A 22223-nucleotide genomic window follows, 5' to 3' on the forward strand; every position below is an offset into this window, starting at 1 on the left:
CGAAGCGGAAGGCTATTCGCGCACCGCGATAGCCTCCACCGCACGCGTCCGGCAGAGCAGCCAGGCCGGAATCATGGTCGAAAGACAGGCCGCGGCAACGGTTCCCACGATGGTCACCAGATAGGTGGTGGCATCGATCGACGGGATCAGCGAGCCGGTGATGCCCTTGCTGAACGCCGCGAGCGTGAGCACGGTGACGAATGTCCCCACGATCACCGAGACCACGCCCACCGCACCGGCTTCCCACCCGAGCATGGCCATGATCTTGGCCCGGCTCATCCCGATGAGGCGCAGCGCGGCCAGTTCCCGGCGGCGCTGGAAGGTCGCCATGGCAAAGGTATTCACGACGGCGATGCCGGTGAAGGCGATCACCAGACCCACGACGAGCGCATTGAGGGCCTGGTTGTTGCGCGTCTGAGCCGGTGCCGGGGCGTTGTCGGTGAGGCCGACCCCCGGGAACGCGGCGGTGGCCGCTGCGATCCGGGCGCGGTCGCCTCCCTTGATCAGAATGGCGTTGTCCTGCAGCGTATCGACATGGGCGGCAAGCAGATCGCGGGGCACGATCAGGTCGCCGAAACCGAGGTTGCGACGGTAGAGCGCCACCACGCGCATGGTGGCCGCGGTGCCGTCGGCGAGGGTCACCTTCAGTTCCGAGCCCACCTGGGTGTTCGCGCCGCCGGCGGCATTGTCACTGACCGCGACCGTGTCGGCGGCCATCCCCGCCAGCGAGCCCGCGTAGATCTCCGGGTCGACCATGGTGCCGAGGTCGGCCGGCGTCATGCCCTGCACCGCATATCGGTTTCCGTCCACGAACGCGCTGCCGTCGACCAGTTCGGTGACCGCGGCCACGCCGGGCTCCGAGCGCAGCGTGGCGGCCAGGGCCGGCGGCACGCCGGCCTGTCCGGTGACGGTGTAGTCCGCGAGAATCCCGTCGCGGGCCTGCACCCCGGCCGCCCCGGCCAGCGTCGGCGCGAGGGACAACGCGGTACAGGTGACGGACACGGCCAGGATGAGCGGGGCGAATCCCGCTGCGAGACGGCGCGGTTCGAATCGTCCCGCGGCGGCGGCGAGGTATCCGCTGACACGGGAGTAGCGGGCGCCGGCCGAGGTGAGGAGCACCGCGAGCCCGGCGAGCGGCACCGAGAGGAATCCGGCGGCGATCGCCGGGACCAGGGTCCCGCCCATGCTGACGGGCAGCCCGGCCTTCTGGGAGTGCGCCAGCACCAGCGCGGTCAACACCCCGGCGAATCCGATGATCGCGACCACACCGGCCACCTTGGCCCACCACGCCGCGCCCCGGCCCGACAGTGCCACCTCGCGCAGTCCCTCGACCGGATGCATCCGGCTGGTGCGCCACACCGCCACCAGCGCGGCGCACCAGGCCGCGATCAGGGTGGTCGCCACGGCGACGGCGGCGGGAATCGGACTGAGCGACAAGCGAAGTGTGGCCGGAATGATGCCGGAGTCGACCAGCCACCCCTGGGAGAGAGCGGCCAGCGCCGTCCCGGCCAGCGCCCCCGCGACGCCGGCGATCAGGCCGAGCCCGATCGCCTCCCGGCCGATCATGGACCGGACCTGCCGGGGCGTCGCGCCGACAGCCCGCAGCAATGCGATCTCCCGAAGCCGCTGCTGGGTGGCGAGGGTGAAGGTGCCCGCCACCACCACCAAGGCGATCCCCAGGGCGGTGCCACCCGCGGTGGCGCCCATGCTGATCAGCTTCACCCGGTAGTTCGAGGCGTCGGGAAATTCCTGTGTCCCACGCCCGTCACCGACCTGGACGCTCGCGGGCGTATCCCGAAGTGCCTGCCGCACCGCGCTTTCGGCCGAGGCAGGCCAGACTCCGATCGCCGCGACCTGCCCCTGGTGGCCCGCCAGGCGCCGGGCCTCGGCGGCGGAGAAATAGAACAGCCCCTGCCGCAACCCGTGATCGGTGACGCCGGTGACCGTGTAGGTACCGGGCCCGTCGCCGGCGATCACCTGGATCTTGTCGCCGACCTTCAGGTTCTGCGCCGCCGCGGTCGCGGCATCCACGACGATGTCCCCGGGGGCCGACGGGACGGCACCGGTGCCGAGGCTCATCGGAGTCAGTGCGGCAGAGTCCCATTCGTGCCCCGACGACTCCGGTCCGTCGACAACCCGCCCGTCCTTGACGAGATGTACCGGAAAGGTGAGTTCCGATACCACGCGCGTCACGCCCGGCACGGCGGCGAGGCGGGCGGGGACGGTGTCGCTCACCCAGGATCGGTCCGGCAGGTCCTTGGTCCGATACCGGGGGGCGCCCTTGTGGTACTGCGTCCAGTGCACCTGCTGATCGCCGCTGACCACGACGGGCGCTCCCGCATACCGCTCGGGTGCCATGGATCCGGCCAGACCGGTTTCCAGCAGCACCCCGCACAACGCGACCAGTGCGGCTGCGAAGAACAGGGCGACCAGCGCCGCCTTCCGGTGCCGAACGGTGGTCCAGAACTGCGTCACGACACCCGCTCCAACTCGGTCATCCGCTTCGCGACGAGGTCGGCGGTCGGCGCGTGGAGGATGTCGGCCACCTGTCCGTCGGCGAGAAAGACCACGGAGTCGGCGAAGGACGCGGCCACGGGATCGTGGGTCACCATGATCACCGTCTGCGCCCATTCGTCCACCGATCGACGGAGCAGTTCCAGTACGCGCCGGGCATTGCTGGTGTCGAGCGCACCGGTCGGCTCGTCGCCGAAGATCACCTGGGGCCGGGTGATGAGCGCGCGGGCGAGGGCCACCCGCTGCTGCTGACCGCCGGACAGCGCGGCAGGCAGGCGGCCCGCCTGATCGCCGAGACCCACCAGGGCCAGGGCCTGCTCCACCCGGTTGCGGTCCGCTTTGACTCCCGCCAGGCGCAACGGCAATGCCACGTTCTGCGCCGCCGTGAGCGACGCGATGAGATTGAAAGACTGGAAGACGAAACCGATCTGTTCCCGGCGCAGTACGGTCAGCTCCGTCTCCGACATCGCGGTCAGCTCGTGGGCGCCGAGGTGGACCGTGCCCGCCGACGGCTTGTCCAGGCCTGCCGCACAGTGCAGTAGCGTGCTCTTCCCTGAGCCGGACGGACCCATCACCACCGTCATCGCCCGCCTCGGCAGGTCGAGTGTCACACCGCGCAGCGCGGATACTGCCCCGTCGCCCGCGCCGTACACTCGCTCGAGCCGGTTCAATCGGACTGCGGGACCACCAGCATGGCCGACGCTATCCGGAACACCAACGGATTCAACGGATTTCGAAACCGATCGCATGCGCGATGCACCCTTCTCCACAGTCGGAACAATTCAGGACGTTGTGAGATCGATGTCGCCGGAACCCGAGGCGACCGTCAGTGTGTCCGCCGCACCAGCGACGTTGGGGATTCCGTTGTGGATCGATCCGCTGTCGGTATGCGTATCGATCCGATAGGGATGAGTGGGCACGGTGACGGAGATATGGCCCGACCTGGTGTGCGCGGTCAGCTTGTTCGGCGCGGCCGACAGTTCGATGCCGATATCGCCCGATCTGGTGGTCGCCGCGACGGCGGGCGCGACATCGCTCAGGGACACACTGCCGGAACCGCTCTCCACGTCCACCGGGCCCGCGATCTTCCGGATCGTCGCCGATCCGGAACCACCCCGGTAGGTCACCTGGCCGACGCCCTCGACGTCCACGGAACCGGAACCGCCGAAGACGCTGATCTTTGTCGCGGCCGGGGCGGTCACCGTGTAATCGATCTTGCAGTTGTCGCATTCCGCGCTGAGCACCAGCGTGCCGTCGACCTTGCTCGGCACCGCCGAGGGCGCGTGCGAGCGGTAGGCGATCTCCCGGTGTACCTGCAGGGCATTGCCCGGCGTCACCCGCACCGATCCGCTGCCGTTGTGGATCTCGATCACCGCCGGATTACCTGCCACCGACGTATCGTCCGAGGTGTGATTGGCCGCCGGGCCGAGGTCGGAGCACGCCGTCGCGCCGAGCGGCACGACCAGCCAGCAGACCACCGCACGCAGAATTGCCGACGATATTCTCGCCGAAGGCTTCATGGTCGCCCCTCCTGATTTTTTGTCGGCAACAGACAAGCCGCTGTGCAGGTGACCATATCCGGCGATGTTGGGTACAGAACAGTCAGGTTTTCCCTACTCATTTCAAATGGACTCGCGCACAAGGTCTTTCGGAACGTCCAGGCGGTCAACTGTAGACACCGGGGGATGTTCGGGGCACGAGCTCGGCGCCCCGTGGCGACGCGGCGCTCGCGTGCACGGCGAGGACGCACTGCAGGAGAGCCTGTGCTCCCCGCACCAGCAGCGGTTGAAAGGTCGAGAACTCGACTGCGGCCACTTCCTTCGCGAAGAATCCCCTGTCGAAACCGCCGAAGAATTGGCAACATTCTTCAGATGACACCACAGGCAAAGAGAGAGTCACCGTGGCAAGACGCGGTGACGCTGCGCGACTTCCAGCTGGCGATGCTTCATCCGATGTGTGACCGCGCACCGGCCCAGGCAGCGAACCTGCTGCGCACTGTCGGCGCGACACGTCCTGACACCGCTGCAGCGGAGGAGAAGTGGTGGCAATGGTCGGGTGCGCAGGACGGGCACAAGCTGATCGGCGACTACGTAGCGGGCTGGGGCACACCGGATTCCGAAGAGATCAAGCCTGGCAACGGACGTGAAATATGTTTCGCGCGATGGGATCTGACGTTCTGGCCGGAGCTGCTCGTCGAACTGACGGGGGTACCGCACATGCATCAGGTATTCATCCGGGTCCGTCGCAGGCCCGAGATCGCGCCGCCGCGGTTGGCATCGCTCGCCGACCTCACACCTTGGTCGTGCACGGACATCGAGTTCGACAACAGCAGTCTGGGGGCCGTTCGACCATCATCCGGACAATTGGGGCCACGTCGGAAACACGGTCGCCTTCACCGCGATCGATCCCGATTCCGGCGACAACCGTGTCTACCGGGCGACTTTCGATTGGAGCCTGCTGCAGTCGGTCGAACCGGCGCCCGACGGATTCGTCCCGCAGTTCGAGGCGTGAGTCCGCTCAGAGCCAGTCGCGGTTCTTGAACAGGAAGTACAGGGTGCCGGAGATGGCGATGATGACCAGGGTGGAGACCCAGAATCCCCAGGGCTGCGCGAATCCGGGATACGGCACGTTCTGTCCGTAGAAGCCGGTGATCGCGGTGGGGACGGCGATGATCGCGGCCCAGCTGGTGACCTTCTTCATGATCGAGTTGAGGCGATTGCCCTGCAGTGTCAGTTGGGTTTCGCGGATGGTGGTGACCAGATCGCGTAAGGATTCGGTCCATTCGGCGGCACGCAGAATGTGGTCGTAGACGTCCTGGTAGTACGGCATCATCGTGTCGTCGACGACATGAACGTCGGGGCGCATCAACGCATTCGCCAATTCCCGCATCGGCAGCACCACCCGGCGCAAGGTGACCAAACTCTTACGCAAGCGCAGCGAACGCCGCTGCAATTCCTGGTAGTCGGCGCGGTCGGTGAAGACAAGATCCTCGAGTGCCTCGATCTGCTCGTCCAACGACTGCACCGCCTCGAAGTGGGTGTCGACGACGTAGTCGAGCAACCCGTGCACCAAGAACCCCACCCCGCTCTTGGCGAGTTCCGACGCGGCGTCCCACCGCCGCACCACCTCCTCGATATCGAAGTCCTCGCTTTTGCGCACCGTGACCAGTGCCCGCTCGGTGATGAACGCCGCGACCTCCGACTTCGCCAACACGGCGCTGGCAGCATCGAGCCGCACCGTGTACGCCGTCAGGAACGCATGCGTGTTGTAGCGATCGAGCTTGGGCCGCTGGTGCTCATTCACCGCGTCCTCCACCGCAAGCCGATGCAAACTCAACTCTTCGCTGATCTTCGCCAGGTCCTCCGCATCGGGCGAGCACATGTCCAGCCAGACCGTCGCGGTCGTATCGATCAGATAGTCCGAGATCTCCGTCAGCGGAAAGTTCTCCGCTTCGAGCACACCATTGCGGTAGAGCCGAGTACGCGCCATACCAGCAAACGCTAGTCCGCAGTCCCGACCTCGCAGGTGAGGCGCACATCGGTCAACCACTGGCGACGAGCAGGTCCAAGCCCAGCGGGGTGCATTGGTGCCAGACGGCTTTGCCGTCGCGTTGGGAGGTGATCAGGCCCGCTTCGCGGAGCGCCTTGGCTTGCATGGAAGCGGCAGCGAGGCTGAGGCCGAGGTTTCGGGCTAGTTCGCTGGTGGTGTGCTGACGGACTGCCAGTTGAAGGGTTCGCGCGCGGGTGGTGCCCAGCAGGGCGGTGAGTGGGTGTGCCGACTCCGCGCTGTCGATCAGTGGCAGCGGGGTGGCGGCCGGATAGAGCAGCAAGAGCCTGCCGTCCGGATAGGGCGCGGGGAGCAGGTGGTCGGTCCACAACAGGGTGGGGCACAGGATGATGCCCTGCCCGGTCAAAGGGATGGTGAGGTCACGCGGGAAGTTGGCCTCGAGGGTGAGTCCCTGCAATCGGATGGACAGGCCCAAACTGGTCAGCGCGCCCTGTAATCCGTGTTGGGCGAGTATCCGGGCACGCCAGGCGGTTTCCGCGTAGAAGGCGGACCGCAGCCGAGGCCACCGTTCGGCGAGGAGGGTTCCGTGCGCGGCCTGCAGGGCCTGCCGCAGGTCCTGCCAGGCGTCGCGATCCTGGTCGGCGAGCAGACGGAGCCACGGGGTGGGCGGACGATCGATCCCGGACATCCGCGTCAACTCGGCCCGGACCGTGGCGCGCGAACTCGACATCACCTGATCGAGGCCCTCGTCGATACCGGGGCTCGGCGGGTCGATGAAACACGGACCCGCGCCGAGCGGCGACACCAACTGCAGCAACGGACGCACCTGGGCGGGCAGCCTGCGCGCCATGTGCCGCCGCCACGGCGCGAACACCGGATGAGAATCCTTGCGCTGCATCATCGACATCGCGATCGTCAACTCCGCCAGCGGCGCAGGCTGCTCGGCGATGGATACCCGAAGCAGATCGTCGGCAGAGCACAGTATCCGCAGCATCCCTACCCCTTCTCACTATTCAGGCTGAGCTGAAACCATTGCGCGCGCTGCGGCCGCGCAATGAGAATTGGGCCAGCCGGAACAAGAAAGTCCACACCACCTCGCTCAGACGGAACCGACTGTGCCACAACAGGGCTCGGTCAACATAGGCGTCGATCCCCAGTTGGTCTCCAGTCGAGACGGCCGACCCGCCGCAATTCTCTGGCAATGAGTGGGACAAAGGTCTTCTTGTTTCCGTAATCGCATAAAAGTAAGAGAAGGAGAGATCAATGAAGTTGCAGATCGCTTTAGCGGCGGGAGCAGTCGCACTGTTCTCAGCATTCGCCCCGGTTGCTCAGGCCGCCCCTGGCGACGTCGAGCTGGCCGACTCGTCATGCCCGTCGAAGTCTTTCTGTTTCTGGGCGTACAACGACTACCAGGGACCGCGCGGCAAGGTGGAGGGCAACAACCCGGACTTCAGAAAATTCCCGCAATCGGCCTGCCCTTCCGGCACCTGGAACGACTGCATCAACTCGATCAAGAACCGCGGCAGGGACTGCACGGTCTACATGTACAGCGGATTCAATTACTCGGGCATCAGACACAGTTTGGGCCTGGGTGACAGCGTGCCCAATATCAGCCAGTGGGTATCGGACGGCTTCGCGCGAAACATCAGCTCCAACAAGTGGTGCACCCCGTAGCCGGACTCCGGTCCTCGGCAGCCGGCGGATCGACAGTTACCGCCGGCTGCTCGACCTATCGAGGTGAACTGATGTCATCGATACTTTCGATTTCCTTGCGGCCGTTGATGTTCGCGCTGTCGCTGACCGTGCTGTCGGCGTGCGCGGCCACCGCGCCGGCGACTCTTTCGCCGCGCCAGTTGCCGCCGCCACCGCCGTTCTCCGGCACGCTCGGTCCGTCGGAGTTGGATCTGGTCACCTTCTCCGGCACCTGGCCCGCCACCCAGCGAATCCTGAATTCCGCTGTCGCACAGCTGAACCGAACGTGCCTCGCCGACCAAGGGTTCGACTATCCGGTCGACCGGGCCACGCCACCACCAGTCGATGACGACGCCGTCATCGATCTGCCCGGCCGCCGGGCCAACGGCTACGGCATCTCGGGCAGCAAACCCGCGCCGCCGGTCACCCAGGCCGACCGCTACGTCGACAGCCTGCCGCCGGAACAACAGCGCCGATTCCAGACCGCATTGCTCGGACCGCCCGGTACCGGACGCACGATCGACCTACCCGACGGCAGCCGGGTCACCGTGCCCGACCAAGGCTGCGAGGCGACGAGCCGCACCCAACTCACCGGTGACCTCGCGCGATGGGCCCAACTGACCTATATCCCCGAATTCTTTTACAACAGGATGGCCGCACAGCTCGACACCAGACCCGTGTTTCGCGCGGCCCGCACCGAATGGCGGTCGTGCATGGCCACAAGGGGCTACGACTATCAGACGCCGGAACAGGCCTGGCAGGCTCTCAACTCCGAGACCGATACCGCCACAAACGATTTCCGCGAGCGAGAAATCGCGACAGCGATTGCCGACGGCGAATGCGCATCCCGGGCACACCTGCCAGCCGCCGCACTGGCCGCCCGTCGCGAGCTCGCGACGACCATGCCCGAAGCCGACCGCGAGACGCTGCACGACCTCGCCTACTACCGCGACGCCATCATCGAACGGGCCACCTCGAACTGACCGAGCGTGGGCAACCGGCGGCGGGCCGGTCCCGCGACGATTGCCAGGTTCGGCCCGCGAGGTGCGGTTCGGAACCGCGGTGGTGGGTATCACCGGTGACGCGGCGGGACGACCGTAGGCTCAGGCGGGTCGGCTCGGTGGTCGGCGATCGAGTGTTGTCGCGATGGGTAGTGACCTACAGAAAGGGCTGTTGGCAATGCTGCGGAAGTTCCTCGACAAGGGGGTCGTCTCGTTGATCGACCGGTCGGCGCGGGTGCAGGCGCCGCTGGTCGGCAAGTACACGGGGTTCGTCCGCGGTCGGCATCCGAGTGAATCGCCGGAGCAGATCGTCGACCGGCTCGGGCGGCATTACTCGATCGTGGTCACCGCCAGTGGCGTGGTGGTCGGGTTGACCGCGGCGGTGCCCGGAGTGGGCACCCTGATCGGCTTGGCGGCGGCCGGGGCGGACACGCTGTTCTTCCTGGAGGCCTCCACGGTGTATGCCGTTGGCGCGACCGAGGTCTCGGGACGCAAGGCCGCGGCCCCGCCGCCGCTGGTGTCGGCGGTCGTGATCGGTCAGGCGGGAACCGAGTCACTCGGTGCCGCGGGACGCTCGGCCAAGCAGTGGGATACCAAGTTGGCCAACAAGCTGCCGATCATCCGGCGGATGGGCGACTCCCCGATCAAACGGTTCCTCGTGCAGTTCATCGTCAAACGCGGAGCGCTCGCGTTCGGCAAGGTGATTCCGGCAGGCATCGGCGCGGTGGTCGGCGGCGTCGGTAATTACGCGCTGGCCAGGAGCGTCATCAAGAACCTGCACGAGGCGCTCGCGGACGCGGAATCGGGTCAGGCTATTTCCACTGCGGACGTCTAGCCGGCGAGCAGCCGGGAGGAGACTGGACGCGTGACGGAGGCCGAGGCTCAGCTGATCGTGGTGGACGCCGCGAATGTCGTCGGGTCGCGGCCCAATGGCTGGTGGCGCGATCGGGCCGGCGCGGCGCGAAAACTGCTCGAGCAGTTGACGAGTCTGGAAACGCGGCTGGCGCGGCCCACCGAAGTGGTTGTCGTGCTCGAGGGGAAAGCGAAGGCGGCGGATCCGGCGGTCGACGGCGTGCGGGTGGTGCTGGCGGACGGGTCGGGTGATGACGCGATCGTCGACGTGGTGGCGGCGGCCGTCGACCGCGACAGCGCGCGATCGATCACCGTGGTGACGGCGGATCGCGGATTGCGCGAACGGGTCGAAGCGCTCGGCGCCGACACCGTCGGCCCGGGCTGGCTGCTGGACCGCATCGATTCGTAACGGACCGACCAGTCCCGTACCCGGCCCGGAAGGTTTGCCAACTGCCCCATAACAATCGGCTCGCTGGGTAGTCCCCCGGCATGAGCGATGTTTTCGAGGAACGCGGCCAACCGTCCCTCGGGCGCGCCTCTCCCGACCTGCTGGCGGCTCGTGCGGTGATCGAGCAGGCGAAGGGCGCGCTGATGCTGGTCTACGGCGTCGACGCCGAGCAGGCGTTCGGCATGTTGCGGCGTCGCTCGCAGGCCACCAACGTCAAGCTGCGCGCGCTGGCCGCGCAACTGATCACCGAACTGCCCTCGCTGGACCTCGCACCGCCGGAACTGCGCGCCAAGGTCGACTACCTGCTGCGCATCGCGCACCCCCGCAAGCCCAACCCTTGAACTCTGACCAGCGTCGATCCGCCCCGGAACCACGCGAAACCTGTTGGGACGTATCGGACATTCGCGCGGCGAGCGGTGCGCTAACCCCAGCCCCGATGCGAGCGGCCGCACCCCGCGGGCTACCGTGCCCGGGTGATCCTGCTCACCGTCGGCTTGGTTCTGTTAGGCGTCTTCGCACTGCGGTTCCATCTGGACCGGCGACGGCTGAGCAACGGGATCTATCTGCTGCTAGGCGTGGCGGTGCTCGGCGTGTGGGCGCTCGGCTCGGGCGACAACGCGGACCTGACCCTCGCGCTGGTCGGACTGCTGGTGGTGCTGTCGCCGCTGGTGGTGCTGGTGCTGGCCGGGCTGTTGATCGCCAACGGCATGCAGATGGTGCGCCGCGAGGGGCTGCGGATCGCGAACCTGCTGTCGATCGGGCCGGGGATCGTGCTGCTGGTGCCCTACGTGCTGCTCGGCGTCGCGATCGCGACCGGCAGCCTGCGCTCGGTGCTGTTGGCGTCGCTGGCGCTGGCAGTGAGCTACTTCGGGTTCGTGTTCACCAGTTTCGTGTTGTATTCGCTGCTCTACGGATGGTTGCCGTATCGGCCGGGCATGGATGCGATCGTCGTACACGGTTCGGGTCTGGTCGGCGCGCGGGTGTCGCCGTTGCTCGCCAGCCGTTTGGATCGGGCGGCCCAGATCTACTGGGCGGAACTGGCGGAGGGTCGCCGTCCGGTGATCATCACCAGCGGCGGCAAAGGCTCCGACGAGGCGGTGTCGGAGGCCGCCGCGATGGCGGACTATCTCCAGGCCCGCGGCATTCCGGAGCAGAGCGTGGCACGGGAGGAACGGTCGACCACGACGCGGGAGAATCTGCTGTTCATCAAGCGGCTGCTCGGTGAGCGCGGGACAACCACCCGAATGGTGTTGGTCACCAGCAACTTTCATATCCTGCGCACGGCGATCCTGGCACGCAGGCTGAAGCTGGACGCGGAGGTGACCGGTGCGCGCACCGCCTTCTACTATCTGCCGAGCGCGATACTGCGGGAGTTCGTGGCGATCGTGGTCGCATACAAGTGGACCAATGCCGTCACATGCCTGACGCTCGTCTCGTTGCCGCTGCTACTCGCCCTGGCAACCGGCGGGCTGCCCGCCTACCGGTGAATCAGGATCCGTCGACGCGTTCGTGCACGGTCAGCAGCAGGTGATCGAACCGGGTGCGGAACCCGGCGGTCTCCTTGTTGAGCATCCTGAGCTCGTCGACGAACTGTGCGGCGAGGTCGCGCAGCTTGGTGTTGGTCTCCTGAGAGCGCCAGCGCAGCACCCGGAACGCCTGCTCCGCGTTCACCCCGTAGGCCAGGATCAACGCGCCCTTGGCCTGTTCGATCACGGCGCGCGCCTCGATCACCTCCGGCAGGACCTCCTCGAGCACCTCCTGCCGCTGTTCCTGGAGCCGGTCGCTGACGTCGACGTAGTAGCCGGAGGTCCCGATCACGGCGCCGTCGTCATCGGCGAACAGGTCACCGACTACGACCACTTCACGCACCTCGCCCTTGGCGTCGACGATCCGGTGCCGACCGCAGAACGGCTGCCCGGTCTCGGCCGCCGCGGCAATGCAGCTCGCGACATGCTCCCGGTCATCGGGGTGCTTATGCGACAACAGCAGGTCCGTCGTCGGCTTCACCTCTCCGGGCTGGTAGCCGTACATCGCCGCGAGCTCGTCGGACCATTCCCACCGCTGGTCGGCAAACCAGAATCGAAACCATCCCGGCTCCGCGCACGCGTCGAACCCGATGGTCTCCTCCATCGCGCTCACCGCCTCCGGTGCAACCTCTTCGCCCAGCGTCACCGCTTCAGTATCCGCCGAAACGGTCCCACATCCGAACCCGACCCGATAATTTGCACAAGCCAAGCCCGATTTGCGAGGAGTGAGATGCGTTCTGTTCTGTCATTGCGGCATATCGGCTCGTTGCTGCTGGCCGGTGTGGTGGTTGCCGGTGTCGCGGCCTGTGCGGATTCGCGACCTGAGGCGCCGGTGACCAGTACGCCGGTGGCCGATGAGACGGCGTTCGTCTCCGTGACCGACCTCGATCCGACGATCCTGGTCGACGCGCGTTACTTCGGCGAGCACAATTTCCTCGGTACCCGCGTCGCCGGGTACGAGGCTCCGCGCTGCCTGCTGACCAAACAGGCGGCGAGCGCGCTTGCGCAGGTGCAGCAGGAGTTGCGGCCGATGAACCTGACGCTCAAGACCTACGACTGTTATCGACCGCAGCGGGCCGTCGACCAATTCGTCGCGTGGGCAAAGGATCTCGGCAATGTGAAGATGAAGAAGGAGTTCTATCCGACAGTGGACAAGTCGAACCTGTTCCGGGACGGCTACATCGCCGAGAAGTCGGGGCACAGTCGCGGCAGCACGCTGGATCTCGCGATCGTCGCGCTGCCCGCGGCCGATCCAGAGCCCTATCGCGAAGGTGATCCGTTGCGCGAATGCTTCCTCCCCGCCGACCAGCGGTTCCACGACAACATGCTCGATTTCGGCACCGGCTACGACTGCTTCGATCCCGCGGCGCACACCGCCAACCCCGCCGTCGGCGGCACCCAGCGAGCTGTCCGCACGCTGCTGACCGAGCTGATGGAAGAACACGGATTCACCAACCTGGCGGAAGAGTGGTGGCACTTCACCCTGAAGGACGAACCGTTCCCGACGACCTTCTTCGACTTCCCCATCCGCTGAGCTGCGGTAAAACCGACCCGCTGCGTCTATACGCAGGCCGGGCCCGGCTCCTACACTGAGTAACGCGGCACGGTCGACCGTCGGAGCGCCACGGCAACTCAGCGATCGGCATTACTCGAAGTCCCGATCCGCCCAGGGCCGACGAGCTCGGCCCACTTCTTGGAGGAGGCCGGATGCCCGATCCATCGCACCGGAAGATCTGCCTGCTCGGCCACGGTTGCGCCTGCCCCACCGTCACCCTGTTCCTCGCCCCCGAACCGCTGATCCCCGGCGGCAGCATCCTGCATCTGCTCGAACAGGCGCCGGTCGCCGCCGCCGCGCCGACCCCCGACGCCGACCTCGTCGAACTGGTGCAGGCCGACTCGGCCACCGCCACGCCGGGCCCGCTGCTACACACCGAATTCCGCGCATTCCTATCCGGCCTACCCGACCCCCGCCGCACCCGCACCATCCTGCACGACCGCCACATCACCGACACCGCGCCGGTCGGCCTGGACCTGGACGACCCCGCCGAAATGACCCGCCTCGCCCTGCTCCCCGAACGCCCCATCGGCTTCCGCCGCACCGAGGACTTCCAAGAAGCAGCGATGCGCCAAGCCATGCTCGCCATCTACCGCCATTTCGCGATAGACCAACGAATCCGCCTCACCTACCACGGCTTCGCCGACCCAGCCACCGGCTGGTTCGCCCTCCGCACCGCAATCGCCTGAGTGACAGGCGAATCGGGTTCAGTCCTTGCGGGCGACGCCGCCGTAGGCGCCTGAGCGTTCGGGGTTGTCGCCGACGTCGGTCGGGTTGTCGGGGCGCCACAGCGGGAGGTGGACGAGGCCGGGGTCGAGCAGGGTCCAGCCTTGGAAGAATTCGGCGATCTCAGGCTTGGCGCGCAGCACGATCTCGGTGGAGGTGCGGCCCGAAAGCTTTTGCGCCTCCAGGACTTCGGCGGGTTGCCCGTCCGCGGTGGCGTGCGTGATGGCGAGGTAGCTGCCGGGGGCGATCGCGTCGCGCAGGCGGGCGACGCAGCCCGCGGGGTCGGCGTCGTCGGCCACGAAATGCAGGACGCCGAGCAGCAATACGGCCACCGGCTGGTCGAAGTCGAGCAGCTGCGCCACCTGCGGGTCGCCCAGGATGGTGTCGGGTTGGCCGATGTCGGCCTGCACCACGACGGCGGCGGGATTTCCGTCGAGGATGGCCTGGCTGTGCGCGACCGCGACCGGGTCGATGTCGACGTAAACCACTCGCGCCGCGGGGTTTACCGCCTGGGCCACCTCGTGCACATTGCCGACGGTCGGGATGCCGGAGCCGATATCGAGGAACTGGGTGATGCCGGCATCGACCAGGAATCGCACGCATCGACGCAGCAAATCGCGGTTGGCGCGCATGGTCTCGCCGACGCCGGGGGTGAACTGCTCGATCTGGCGCGCCAGCATTCGATCGATCTCGAAGTTGTGCATCCCGCCGACGAAATAGTCGTAGACGCGGGAGGCGCTCGGGCGATCCAGATCGATACCCTCGGGAGCCCAACTCGGTCTGGTCATCTGAACGCCAACCCTTCTCGGTAAAAAGCGCTTGCGAGCGCGAATGCGCGCGGCCGCACATCGCACGCCAGCGACGAAAGCATCGTCATCGTAGCGGGGTTCGCGGGCGTGTGCAGTTGGGCGGAAGCCTACAAAACGGACTACCATCAGAGCTTATGGCGTGGGATGCCGGGAGCGGTTCAGATCCTGGCGGGCCGCACGCGGAACTGGCCGGGCAGTGGGCGGCCGCACTCGGTGGCGGACCGCGCAACCATGTCGTGCCCATGAGCTCGGCCGAAACCCGCACTCTGCTGACCGTCCTGGCCAAGGAATTCGTCGCCGCCGCCGGTGGCCGGTGCCCTGCCGAGCGAGTCGGCGAACTCGGCGGCGAGCTGGCCCGCTCGCATTTCGTCGGCGACGAGGTGCTCGGACGTAGTCTCGCCGTGCTCAACACCTACCTGCTCGGCCCCGGCGCGGTGCCCGCCGAGCGAGCCACCGAGTTGCTGGGCGCCTTTGCCACCGGTTATCTGCGCGCCTTCCGCGCGTGGCTGCTCGCCGAACAGGAGAGCGTGCGGGCCGCCGATATCGCCGCCCGCCGGGTGGTCGAACAGCAGCTGCGGGCCAGCGAGGCGCGGCTGCGCGCGGTGTTCTCCCAGGCCGGGATCGGCACCGGGCTTTCGGATATGACCGGGCGAATCATCGAGGTCAACAACGCCTTCGCCGCGATGCTCGGCTATCGGCCCGAGGAGATGTGCTCGCTGTCGGTCACCGACCTGACCCATCCCGACGACGGTCCCGACATGTGGCAGAAGTACGCCGGGGTGCTCGCGGGCAAATACGACAACGTGCAGTTGGAGAAGGCCTACCGGCACCGCGGCGGCGGCACCGTGTGGACCCACATCAACGTCTCGCTCATCCGCGACGAGCAGGGCAGGCCGCAGTACACCTTGGTGCTGGTGGAGGACGTCTCCGAACGCCGCGCGCTGCGCGAACGGTTGCAGTACCGCGCGCACCACGACCAGCTGACCGGGCTGCCGAACCGCTCTCGCTTCTTCGACGCGCTCACCGCTGCCTTCGCCGACTGCGCCAGGGTCGGGATCTGCTACATCGATCTCGATCACTTCAAGACTGTCAACGACACCTTCGGTCACGCGGTCGGTGACGAACTGCTCGCGCAGGTCGCCGCGCGCCTGAATGCCTGTGTCTCGCGGACGGATCAGCTGGTCGCGCGGATGGGCGGCGACGAATTCGTCGTGCTCATCCCGCATTCCACCGGCGTCGAGGAGATGGCCGATGTGGCACGGACCGTGCTGCACGCACTGGCGCAACCCTTCTACGTGCATGAGCACCAGCTGACCGTCACCGCGAGCATCGGTGTGATGGAGGGCCGCGCGGACCGCCTGTCCACCGGCGAGTTCCTGCAGGCGGCCGACACCAGCATGTACTGGGCCAAGGCCGCGGGCCGCGGCCGGTACGCGATCTTCGACGCCGACCGCGGCCGCCGCGAACACACCAGCGCCGAACTGTCGGCGGCCATGCCGTCGGCGCTACGGCACGGCGAGTTCTTCCTCGACTATCAGCCGATCGTCTCCCTCACCGACGGACAGACGGTGGCGGTAGAAGCGTTGGTGCGCTGGCGGCATCCGGATCTCGGCGTGCTCAGCCCGGCCCGGTTCGTCGATATCGCCGAGGACAACGGCCACATCGGCGCGCTCGGCGCGGTGGTGCTGGAGACCGCCTGCCGTGCGGGCCGCGACTGGCACGACCGCTATCCGCACACCCCGACCGTCAGCGTGAACGTCTCCGCCGCCGAGGTGGCCGATCCGGCCTGGCTCGGCCACGTCCAGCAGGTCATCGCGGAGACCGGCATGGACGCGAGCCTGCTACAACTGGAACTCACCGAGCGGGCGTTCATGCAAACCACCGGACGACCGCTCCGCGCCCTGCACACCCTCGCCGACGCCGGTGTCCGCATCGCCATCGACGACTTCGGCACCGGCTACTCCAATCTCGCCTACCTCGGCCAACTTCCGCTGCACGTGGTCAAACTCGCAGGCCCCTTCATCCAGCGCATCCGCACCCCCGACACCGCAAGCCCCACCGACCTACTGCTCCTGGAAACCATCATCGACCTCACCCACGCCCTCGGCTTCACCGTCACCGCCGAATGCGTCGAAACCCGCCACCAGGCCGACCAACTCCGCGACCTAGGCTGCGACACCGCCCAGGGCTGGCACTTCCACTACCCGATGCCCGCCGATCAGGTGACATCACTACTCGGCGTCTCCGATCTCCGCTTGAGCTGAGCTCCCGATCCCGAGGTGCTCGACGAAGCCGACGAGGTGACCGAGCGAATGGCCGAAAGTGCCGCCTACCCAGTCGAATTCCTGCGCGACCACCCACTGCCTCGACGGCTGCGCGAGACTGAGCCGGAAACCATCCCGCCCGCCCGCACCATCGGCGCTACCTCGCGCCGATGCTCGGTGCCGAGTGGACTTCCGGCATGTGACACGTACACGGCACGCGATTACTACCCATGGAACCCGGGTATCCCGCACACTGATCGCGGCGTCTCCCGCGCGTCACACCCAGTGAGTTTCAAGGAGCGAATCCATGGGCATCATCTCGATGATCATCATCGGCCTCATCGCCGGAGCAATCGCGCGCCTGCTGGTCCCTGGCAAAGAGAATTTCGGCTGGATCGGCACGATCGTGCTCGGCATCGTCGGCGGCTATGTCGGCGGCACGCTAGGCAGCTTGGTGTTCGCGCCGCACAAGTTCACTCTCCAGCCGCCGGTCAACCACGCCTTCCTCGGCGCCATCGTCGGCGCGGTGATCCTGCTGGTCATCTACAAGTTCGTGCGCGCGCGAGTCTGAGCGTCCACGATTTCCACGGTGCCCGCCGGATAGATCATTCGATCCGGCGGGTTACTCGTGCGCCGAGCCGGCGGATAGTAGATCGCGGCCGTGAACACGATGCCGACGATCCAGGAAACGTCTGCGCCGCCTAGCTTTTCGGTGATCGGACCGGTGTAGAGCTGCTGCGCGAGGAACGGGATCTGGGCGAGCACGCCGAGGGCGTAGCAGGCCAGCGCGGTGATGTTCCACCGTCCGTATCGCCCGTCCGGGTCGTACAGCGCCGGGATGTCGATGCGTTCGCGCGAGATCAGGTAGTAGTCGATCAGGTTGATCGCGCTCCACGGCGTGAACACCATCAGCAGGGTGAGCACGAAATTCTTGAAGTTGCCGAGGAAGTCGGCGCTGGCGCCGATCGCGACGAGCATCGACACCGCGGTGAAGCCGACGATGTAGGCGGCGCGCGCGAACGGTGTGGTGCGTGACTGCCGGTTGAACGCGGTCACCGAGGTCAGGATCGACATGAACCCGCCGTAGGCGTTCAGGCAGTTCACCGTCAGCTTGCCCACCACGATCACCAGATAGATCAGCAACGCCAGCGCGGACGGACCCGCCAGTTCGCCGATGAAGCCGACCTGGTTGCCCAGGAACGCTTTTCCCGCCACCGCGGCCACCAACGCGCCGAACGTCATCGACCACTGCGAGCCGAGCACGCTGCCCGCGAAGGTGGCCAGGAAGGTGGTCCGGTCGCTGGTCGAGCGGGGCAGGTAGCGCGAATAGTCGGCGACGTAGGGTCCGAAGGTCAGCTGCCAGCCCGCGCCGAGCGAGATGGCCAGCACGAAAGTCACCATGTCGAACGACTGCACGCCGACGTAGGCGCTGACGTCGTACTGGGTGAAGAGCCGGACACCGAGATAGGTGAAGCCGATGACGCCGACCACCGTCGCGATCCGCCCGACGAGGTGGATCAGCCGATAGCCGGTCACCGCCACCACCGCGGTGAGCGCGCCGAAGACGAGCATGCCGACCGTCGCGTTGTCGATGTGCAGGATCTTGTTCACCGCCTGCCCCGCGAGCACCGTGCCCGTCGCGGCGAACCCGAGATACATCACCACTACGAGCAGCAGCGGCAGCACCGCCCCGAAAACACCGAATTGTGCTCGGCTGGAGATCATCTGGGGCAACCCGAGGCGGGGCCCCTGCGCCGAATGCAGCGCCATCACGACGCCGCCGAGGATATTGCCGAGCAGCAGCCCGACGATCGCCCACAGTGCGTCGGCGCCGAACACCACCGCGAGCGCACCGTCGACGACGGCGGTGATCTGCATGTTCGCCCCGAACCAGAGGGTGAACTGACTGAACGGCGTGCCATGCCGTTCCGCGTCAGGAATCACCTCGATGGTGCGGCGCTCGATGGAACCGCCCGCATCGATCAGCTCATCCGCCATGGGCCCGCCTTCCGTCATCCGAGTACAGCTATGGAAGTGCAGGTAATGCCCGTCGAGCTGTCACTGTGTCCGATCAGCAGTATGGCGCACGAAACACGCGGCGGCGCGTCACATTCGGTGCGGGGCGGACAATTCCCTGGCGGGTTCCGCCGAGGGTTCGGACCGGACGCGGCGGGCCACCCGGTAGGCCGGTTCCGCGAGGAAGCTCGCGAGCCGGGTGTAGGGCCAGATCGCGATGAACAGCATCAGGACCAGGCCGCGGGCCTGGTAGATGAAGGGCGCGCGCTGCATCGGCTCCGGGTTCGGGTGCAGCGAGAACAGGGAATGGAACCAGGTGAACAGGGTTTCGGCGATGCGATATCCGTTGTCGGTCGAGTTCGGGTCGAACTTGACGGCCACCCAGGTGAGCAGGCCGGCCACCAGAATCGGGAAGGTGACGCGGTCCAATGGACTGACCGCGGGGCGGGCCGGGCTGCCGATCATGTCCGGCACGAACACCAGCACCGCGCCGATCGTCGCGGCCGCCAGGGCGCACATCTCGACGACGGTGAGGGCGAGATAGATCGAGCCGTCGGGGCGGGAATGCGGCCCGGAGGTGAGGAAGTCGGTGATCCGCGCGGCGATCACGCCGCTCAGCCCGATGCGAAACGCGGTCGCCCCGATCCGCTGCGCCCGATCCAGCTCCGGACCGACGCTGTACCAGCCGAACCGGTCGTGCCGGTAGCGCCAGAGGTGACCGACGATAAAGGACAGAAACGCGCTGTAAGGCAGGATGATCCACAGCACCGACATCATCTGTCGACCCGCCTTCTCCATCAAACTGATAGAAATTGAAACTATCTGAGCTATCAACTAGCTTCGCAGACACCAGGCCTGCAAACAAGGGCCCAAACAAACCGGACGATTTCGACCTCCCGCAACAGCCGATCCAAGAACGATAACGCACGCGGCGGCAGAACCCATTACGCGCGGAATTGTCAATCAATGCCATAAATAAATGGGTACGCCTGTACCACGGTATCGATGGCAACCTCGACTACTGGTCCGGATGGCGGAAATCGCAAGCGCCCGGGCCGAACTGGGGGCTTGCCCCGGGCCGGGCCGACGGGGTTGGATCGCTCGGATGGTCAACGAGGGGACAGCGACGCAGCCGGCGGTCACCGGTCTCGGCCGGGACTTCGAGCGACTCTGGCGCGGGTTCGCGGTCAGCACGTTGGGCACATACCTTGCGCTGGACGCGTTTTCGCTGGTCGCCATCCTGGTGTTGGACGTCGGGCCGCTGCAGGTGTCGTTGCTCGCGGCCGCCGGTGGCGCGGTGGGCGCGGTGCTCGCCGTTCCGCTGGGCGCCTGGATCGAGTTCCGGCCCAAGCGCAGGCTGATGATCCGAGCCGACCTGCTTCGGTTCCTGGTGCTGCTGACCGTGCCCGGCGCGTACTTCGCCGGCGCGCTGAGTTATCCGCAGTTGCTCATCGCCGCCATGGTGGTCGCGGTGGCCGACATCGTCTTCCTCGGTGCCAGCAGCGCACATCTGAAAGGTCTTGTCGCCCAAGACGATTTGCTGGCCGCCAACAGCCGCTTCGAGACCGCGACCTGGGTCTCGGCGTCGGCGGGCCCGCCGCTGGGCGGCGTCCTGATCGGCGCGCTCGGCCCCGTCGTCACCGTGCTGCTCAACGCGGCCAGTTTCCTGTTGTCCGCCTTGTGCATTCGCTCGATCGAGATCCCCGAGCCCGCCCCGCCGGTTCGGGCCGCCGCGACGTCACGCCTGGTCGAGCTCACCGAGGGCTGGCGCACCATCGCCGCGAATCCCGTGCTGCGCCTGCTGCTCTGCAATGTGGCGATGGTCAACACGCTGATCATGGCGACGGCGCCGCTGCTGGCGTATCTGATGCTGAGCGACCTCGGCTTCGCGCCGTGGCAATACGGTCTCGGCTTCGGCGTGGCCTGCCTCGGCGGCATCCTCGGCGCCCGGCTGGCCCGCCCGCTGGTGCACCGTTACGGACAACGCAGGATCCTGCTCGTCTTCGGCGCCGCGCGGGTGCCATGGCTGCTCGGGCTGCCCTTCGTGCAGGCGGGCGCGCCGGGACTGCTGCTGGTGATGGCCGTCGAGTTCGGAATGATCACCTGCATGGGCGTTTTCAACCCGTCGCTGGCCACCTTCCGCCTGCTGCACACGCAGCACGACAAGGTCGCGCGCGTCCTCACCGCCTGGACCATCACCACCCGCCTGGCCACCGCCGCGGCCGTCGTCGGGTGGGGCGTGCTGGCCGGCCAGATCGGCGCTCGCACGGCGCTCGCCATCGGCGCGGTCCTGATGCTGGTCACGCCCGCCCTGCTGCCCTGGCGCCAGGCCCGCGAATAACGCTCAGGCGGAGGCGATGGCGGTGATCAGTGTCTGCGATGCGAGGGTGCGGGTGGTGATGAGCTGGGTGAACGTCTTGGGCTGTTCGCCGGGGTACTGCTGGGTGAGCATGACCTGCCAGTGCGCGAGGCCGTCGTCGCCGTCGCGGGACGGGGTGATCTGCACGCAGTAGCGGGTGCCGACGGGGATCTGGTTGATGCCGCGCTGGATCTGCTCGGCGGGCGAGACGATGGCGTTGTCGGCGACCACCGCGCGGGCCCGATAGCCGGAACGTTCCACGTAGTAGGCGTATTCGAAGGCGAGGATGGCGTCCGGGCCGTTGGCGGTGCCGCCGGGATCGGTGCCGGAGACGGCCTCGGGGGTGCGCTTCTGTTCGCAGCCCTGGGTCGCGATGGCCGCGGGCGCAGCGGGCACCGTGGTTGTTGGTGTCGCGGCGGCGGTTCCACTGGGACGCTGCGCGGACGCGGTGGCGGGCACGACGCCGGTCACGGTGGCGGCGGTCGAGGGACTGCGCTTACCGAACCCGTGCACGGCGGCGAGCAGGATCGAGACGACCGCGATCCCGATGCCGAGCACGATCAGGACCGCGAGCACCCTGTTGCCGCGCTGCGGATCCCGCCGCTTGGTGGGATGGCGCAGCGGGACACCGGGGTGGATGCCGGACCGATTGATGATCGCGGGCGCCGGATTGACGTCCTCCTCATAGCCGTCGGCGGCATACTCACCGGCGCGAATCCGCCGCCGGTCCTCCTCGATCGGCGGTTCCGGCTGCGGCTCGGCGGCGAGCGGCGGGTCGAGCCATTGTTCCCAGTCCCCGGTCCGCCGCGGCCGATCCGCGTGGTCCGGGGTTGGTTGCTCGGACACGGCGACCTCCGGATCTCGGCGGCGCACCGGCGCGCGGCGACCGGAGGTGCGCCGCCGCTTCTTGGCCTTGCCGGTGGGTGTGCGGAGCATGGGCAGACCCATATCGAA

The 22223-nt window shown here is 67.2% G+C and carries 22 protein-coding genes; 12 read left to right on the forward strand and 10 right to left on the reverse strand.

The window, feature by feature from the left end:
- Positions 1-12: 12 nt before the first annotated feature.
- Genes ACFWF1_RS12300 through ACFWF1_RS12310 form a run of 3 tightly spaced genes read right to left on the reverse strand, consistent with a single transcriptional unit; the run spans position 13 to position 4034 of the window.
- Positions 13-2475, reverse strand: coding sequence for an FtsX-like permease family protein (locus ACFWF1_RS12300; RefSeq protein WP_379285140.1), 2463 nt, complete (start codon positions 2473-2475; stop codon positions 13-15).
- Positions 2472-3263: an ABC transporter ATP-binding protein gene (locus tag ACFWF1_RS12305; protein ID WP_379285139.1), complete on the reverse strand. Its 792-nt coding sequence runs from the start codon at positions 3261-3263 to the stop codon at positions 2472-2474. The genes ACFWF1_RS12300 and ACFWF1_RS12305 overlap by 4 nt, the downstream gene beginning before the upstream one ends.
- A 33-nt stretch (positions 3264-3296) precedes the next feature.
- Positions 3297-4034 (reverse strand): DUF4097 family beta strand repeat-containing protein, encoded by a 738-nt coding sequence (locus ACFWF1_RS12310; RefSeq protein WP_379285138.1) that lies wholly within the window; start codon positions 4032-4034, stop codon positions 3297-3299.
- A 351-nt stretch (positions 4035-4385) separates the two neighbouring features.
- On the opposite strand from ACFWF1_RS12310, the gene ACFWF1_RS12315 reads away from it, so the two are divergent.
- The gene (locus tag ACFWF1_RS12315; protein WP_379285137.1) at positions 4386-5054 is read left to right on the forward strand and encodes a hypothetical protein; all 669 of its coding nucleotides are present in this window, start codon (positions 4386-4388) and stop codon (positions 5052-5054) included.
- On the opposite strand, the gene ACFWF1_RS12320 is transcribed toward ACFWF1_RS12315, so the two are convergent.
- Positions 5032-6003 carry a magnesium transporter CorA family protein gene (locus ACFWF1_RS12320; protein WP_379285136.1) on the reverse strand — a complete coding sequence of 324 codons (972 nt, stop codon included), beginning with the start codon at positions 6001-6003 and terminating at the stop codon, positions 5032-5034. The genes ACFWF1_RS12315 and ACFWF1_RS12320 overlap by 23 nt on opposite strands.
- Positions 6004-6055: 52 nt before the next feature.
- On the reverse strand, positions 6056-7015 hold the full coding sequence (locus tag ACFWF1_RS12325) for an ArsR family transcriptional regulator (RefSeq protein WP_379285135.1): 960 nt from the start codon (positions 7013-7015) through the stop codon (positions 6056-6058).
- 269 nt (positions 7016-7284) lie between these two features.
- Between ACFWF1_RS12325 and ACFWF1_RS12330 the strand changes: the two genes are divergently transcribed.
- From ACFWF1_RS12330 to ACFWF1_RS12355, 6 genes are all read left to right on the forward strand, one after another.
- Positions 7285-7695 (forward strand): peptidase inhibitor family I36 protein, encoded by a 411-nt coding sequence (locus tag ACFWF1_RS12330; RefSeq protein WP_379285134.1) that lies wholly within the window; start codon positions 7285-7287, stop codon positions 7693-7695.
- 71 nt (positions 7696-7766) lie between these two features.
- Positions 7767-8696, forward strand: a complete 930-nt coding sequence (locus ACFWF1_RS12335) for a hypothetical protein (protein ID WP_379285133.1) — start codon at positions 7767-7769, stop codon at positions 8694-8696.
- 163 nt (positions 8697-8859) lie between these two features.
- Positions 8860-9549 (forward strand): hypothetical protein, encoded by a 690-nt coding sequence (locus ACFWF1_RS12340; protein ID WP_379285132.1) that lies wholly within the window; start codon positions 8860-8862, stop codon positions 9547-9549.
- 30 nt (positions 9550-9579) lie between these two features.
- Positions 9580-9975, forward strand: coding sequence for a hypothetical protein (locus tag ACFWF1_RS12345; protein ID WP_379285131.1), 396 nt, complete (start codon positions 9580-9582; stop codon positions 9973-9975).
- 80 nt (positions 9976-10055) lie between these two features.
- On the forward strand, positions 10056-10355 hold the full coding sequence (locus ACFWF1_RS12350; RefSeq protein WP_379285130.1) for an ANTAR domain-containing protein: 300 nt from the start codon (positions 10056-10058) through the stop codon (positions 10353-10355).
- A 132-nt stretch (positions 10356-10487) separates the two neighbouring features.
- A complete protein-coding gene (locus tag ACFWF1_RS12355; RefSeq protein ID WP_379285129.1) occupies positions 10488-11501 on the forward strand; it encodes a YdcF family protein in 1014 nt (337 codons plus the stop codon).
- A gap of 1 nt (position 11502) precedes the next feature.
- Here ACFWF1_RS12355 and ACFWF1_RS12360 read toward each other — a convergent pair whose 3' ends face one another.
- A complete protein-coding gene (locus ACFWF1_RS12360) occupies positions 11503-12186 on the reverse strand; it encodes a PAS and ANTAR domain-containing protein (RefSeq protein WP_379285128.1) in 684 nt (227 codons plus the stop codon).
- Positions 12187-12270: 84 nt separating this feature from the next.
- Here ACFWF1_RS12360 and ACFWF1_RS12365 point away from each other — a divergent pair, with 84 nt between their 5' ends.
- On the forward strand, positions 12271-13074 hold the full coding sequence (locus ACFWF1_RS12365) for a M15 family metallopeptidase (protein ID WP_379285127.1): 804 nt from the start codon (positions 12271-12273) through the stop codon (positions 13072-13074).
- 173 nt (positions 13075-13247) lie between these two features.
- Positions 13248-13784, forward strand: a complete 537-nt coding sequence (locus ACFWF1_RS12370; RefSeq protein ID WP_379285126.1) for a hypothetical protein — start codon at positions 13248-13250, stop codon at positions 13782-13784.
- 18 nt (positions 13785-13802) lie between these two features.
- On the opposite strand, the gene ACFWF1_RS12375 is transcribed toward ACFWF1_RS12370, so the two are convergent.
- Entirely contained in the window at positions 13803-14609 is an 807-nt protein-coding gene (locus ACFWF1_RS12375) for an SAM-dependent methyltransferase (protein ID WP_379285125.1), read from the reverse strand.
- A gap of 155 nt (positions 14610-14764) precedes the next feature.
- Here ACFWF1_RS12375 and ACFWF1_RS12380 point away from each other — a divergent pair, with 155 nt between their 5' ends.
- Positions 14765-16894 carry a putative bifunctional diguanylate cyclase/phosphodiesterase gene (locus ACFWF1_RS12380; protein WP_379285124.1) on the forward strand — a complete coding sequence of 710 codons (2130 nt, stop codon included), beginning with the start codon at positions 14765-14767 and terminating at the stop codon, positions 16892-16894.
- Positions 16895-17201: 307 nt separating this feature from the next.
- Complete coding sequence (locus tag ACFWF1_RS12385; protein WP_150403242.1) at positions 17202-17465, forward strand: GlsB/YeaQ/YmgE family stress response membrane protein; 264 nt, start codon at positions 17202-17204, stop codon at positions 17463-17465.
- Here ACFWF1_RS12385 and ACFWF1_RS12390 read toward each other — a convergent pair.
- Positions 17438-18892 carry a purine-cytosine permease family protein gene (locus ACFWF1_RS12390; RefSeq protein WP_379285123.1) on the reverse strand — a complete coding sequence of 485 codons (1455 nt, stop codon included), beginning with the start codon at positions 18890-18892 and terminating at the stop codon, positions 17438-17440. The genes ACFWF1_RS12385 and ACFWF1_RS12390 overlap by 28 nt on opposite strands.
- 108 nt (positions 18893-19000) lie before the next feature.
- Positions 19001-19708 carry a respiratory nitrate reductase subunit gamma gene (locus ACFWF1_RS12395; protein ID WP_379285122.1) on the reverse strand — a complete coding sequence of 236 codons (708 nt, stop codon included), beginning with the start codon at positions 19706-19708 and terminating at the stop codon, positions 19001-19003.
- A 307-nt stretch (positions 19709-20015) separates the two neighbouring features.
- Between ACFWF1_RS12395 and ACFWF1_RS12400 the strand changes: the two genes are divergently transcribed.
- Entirely contained in the window at positions 20016-21251 is a 1236-nt protein-coding gene (locus tag ACFWF1_RS12400; protein ID WP_379285121.1) for an MFS transporter, read from the forward strand.
- A 3-nt stretch (positions 21252-21254) separates the two neighbouring features.
- Here ACFWF1_RS12400 and ACFWF1_RS12405 read toward each other — a convergent pair whose 3' ends face one another.
- Positions 21255-22205 carry a hypothetical protein gene (locus ACFWF1_RS12405; protein WP_379285120.1) on the reverse strand — a complete coding sequence of 317 codons (951 nt, stop codon included), beginning with the start codon at positions 22203-22205 and terminating at the stop codon, positions 21255-21257.
- Between the last annotated feature and the right edge of the window lie 18 nt (positions 22206-22223).

Source organism: Nocardia sp. NPDC060255 (assembly GCF_042727395.1).
Lineage (GTDB): Bacteria > Actinomycetota > Actinomycetes > Mycobacteriales > Mycobacteriaceae > Nocardia.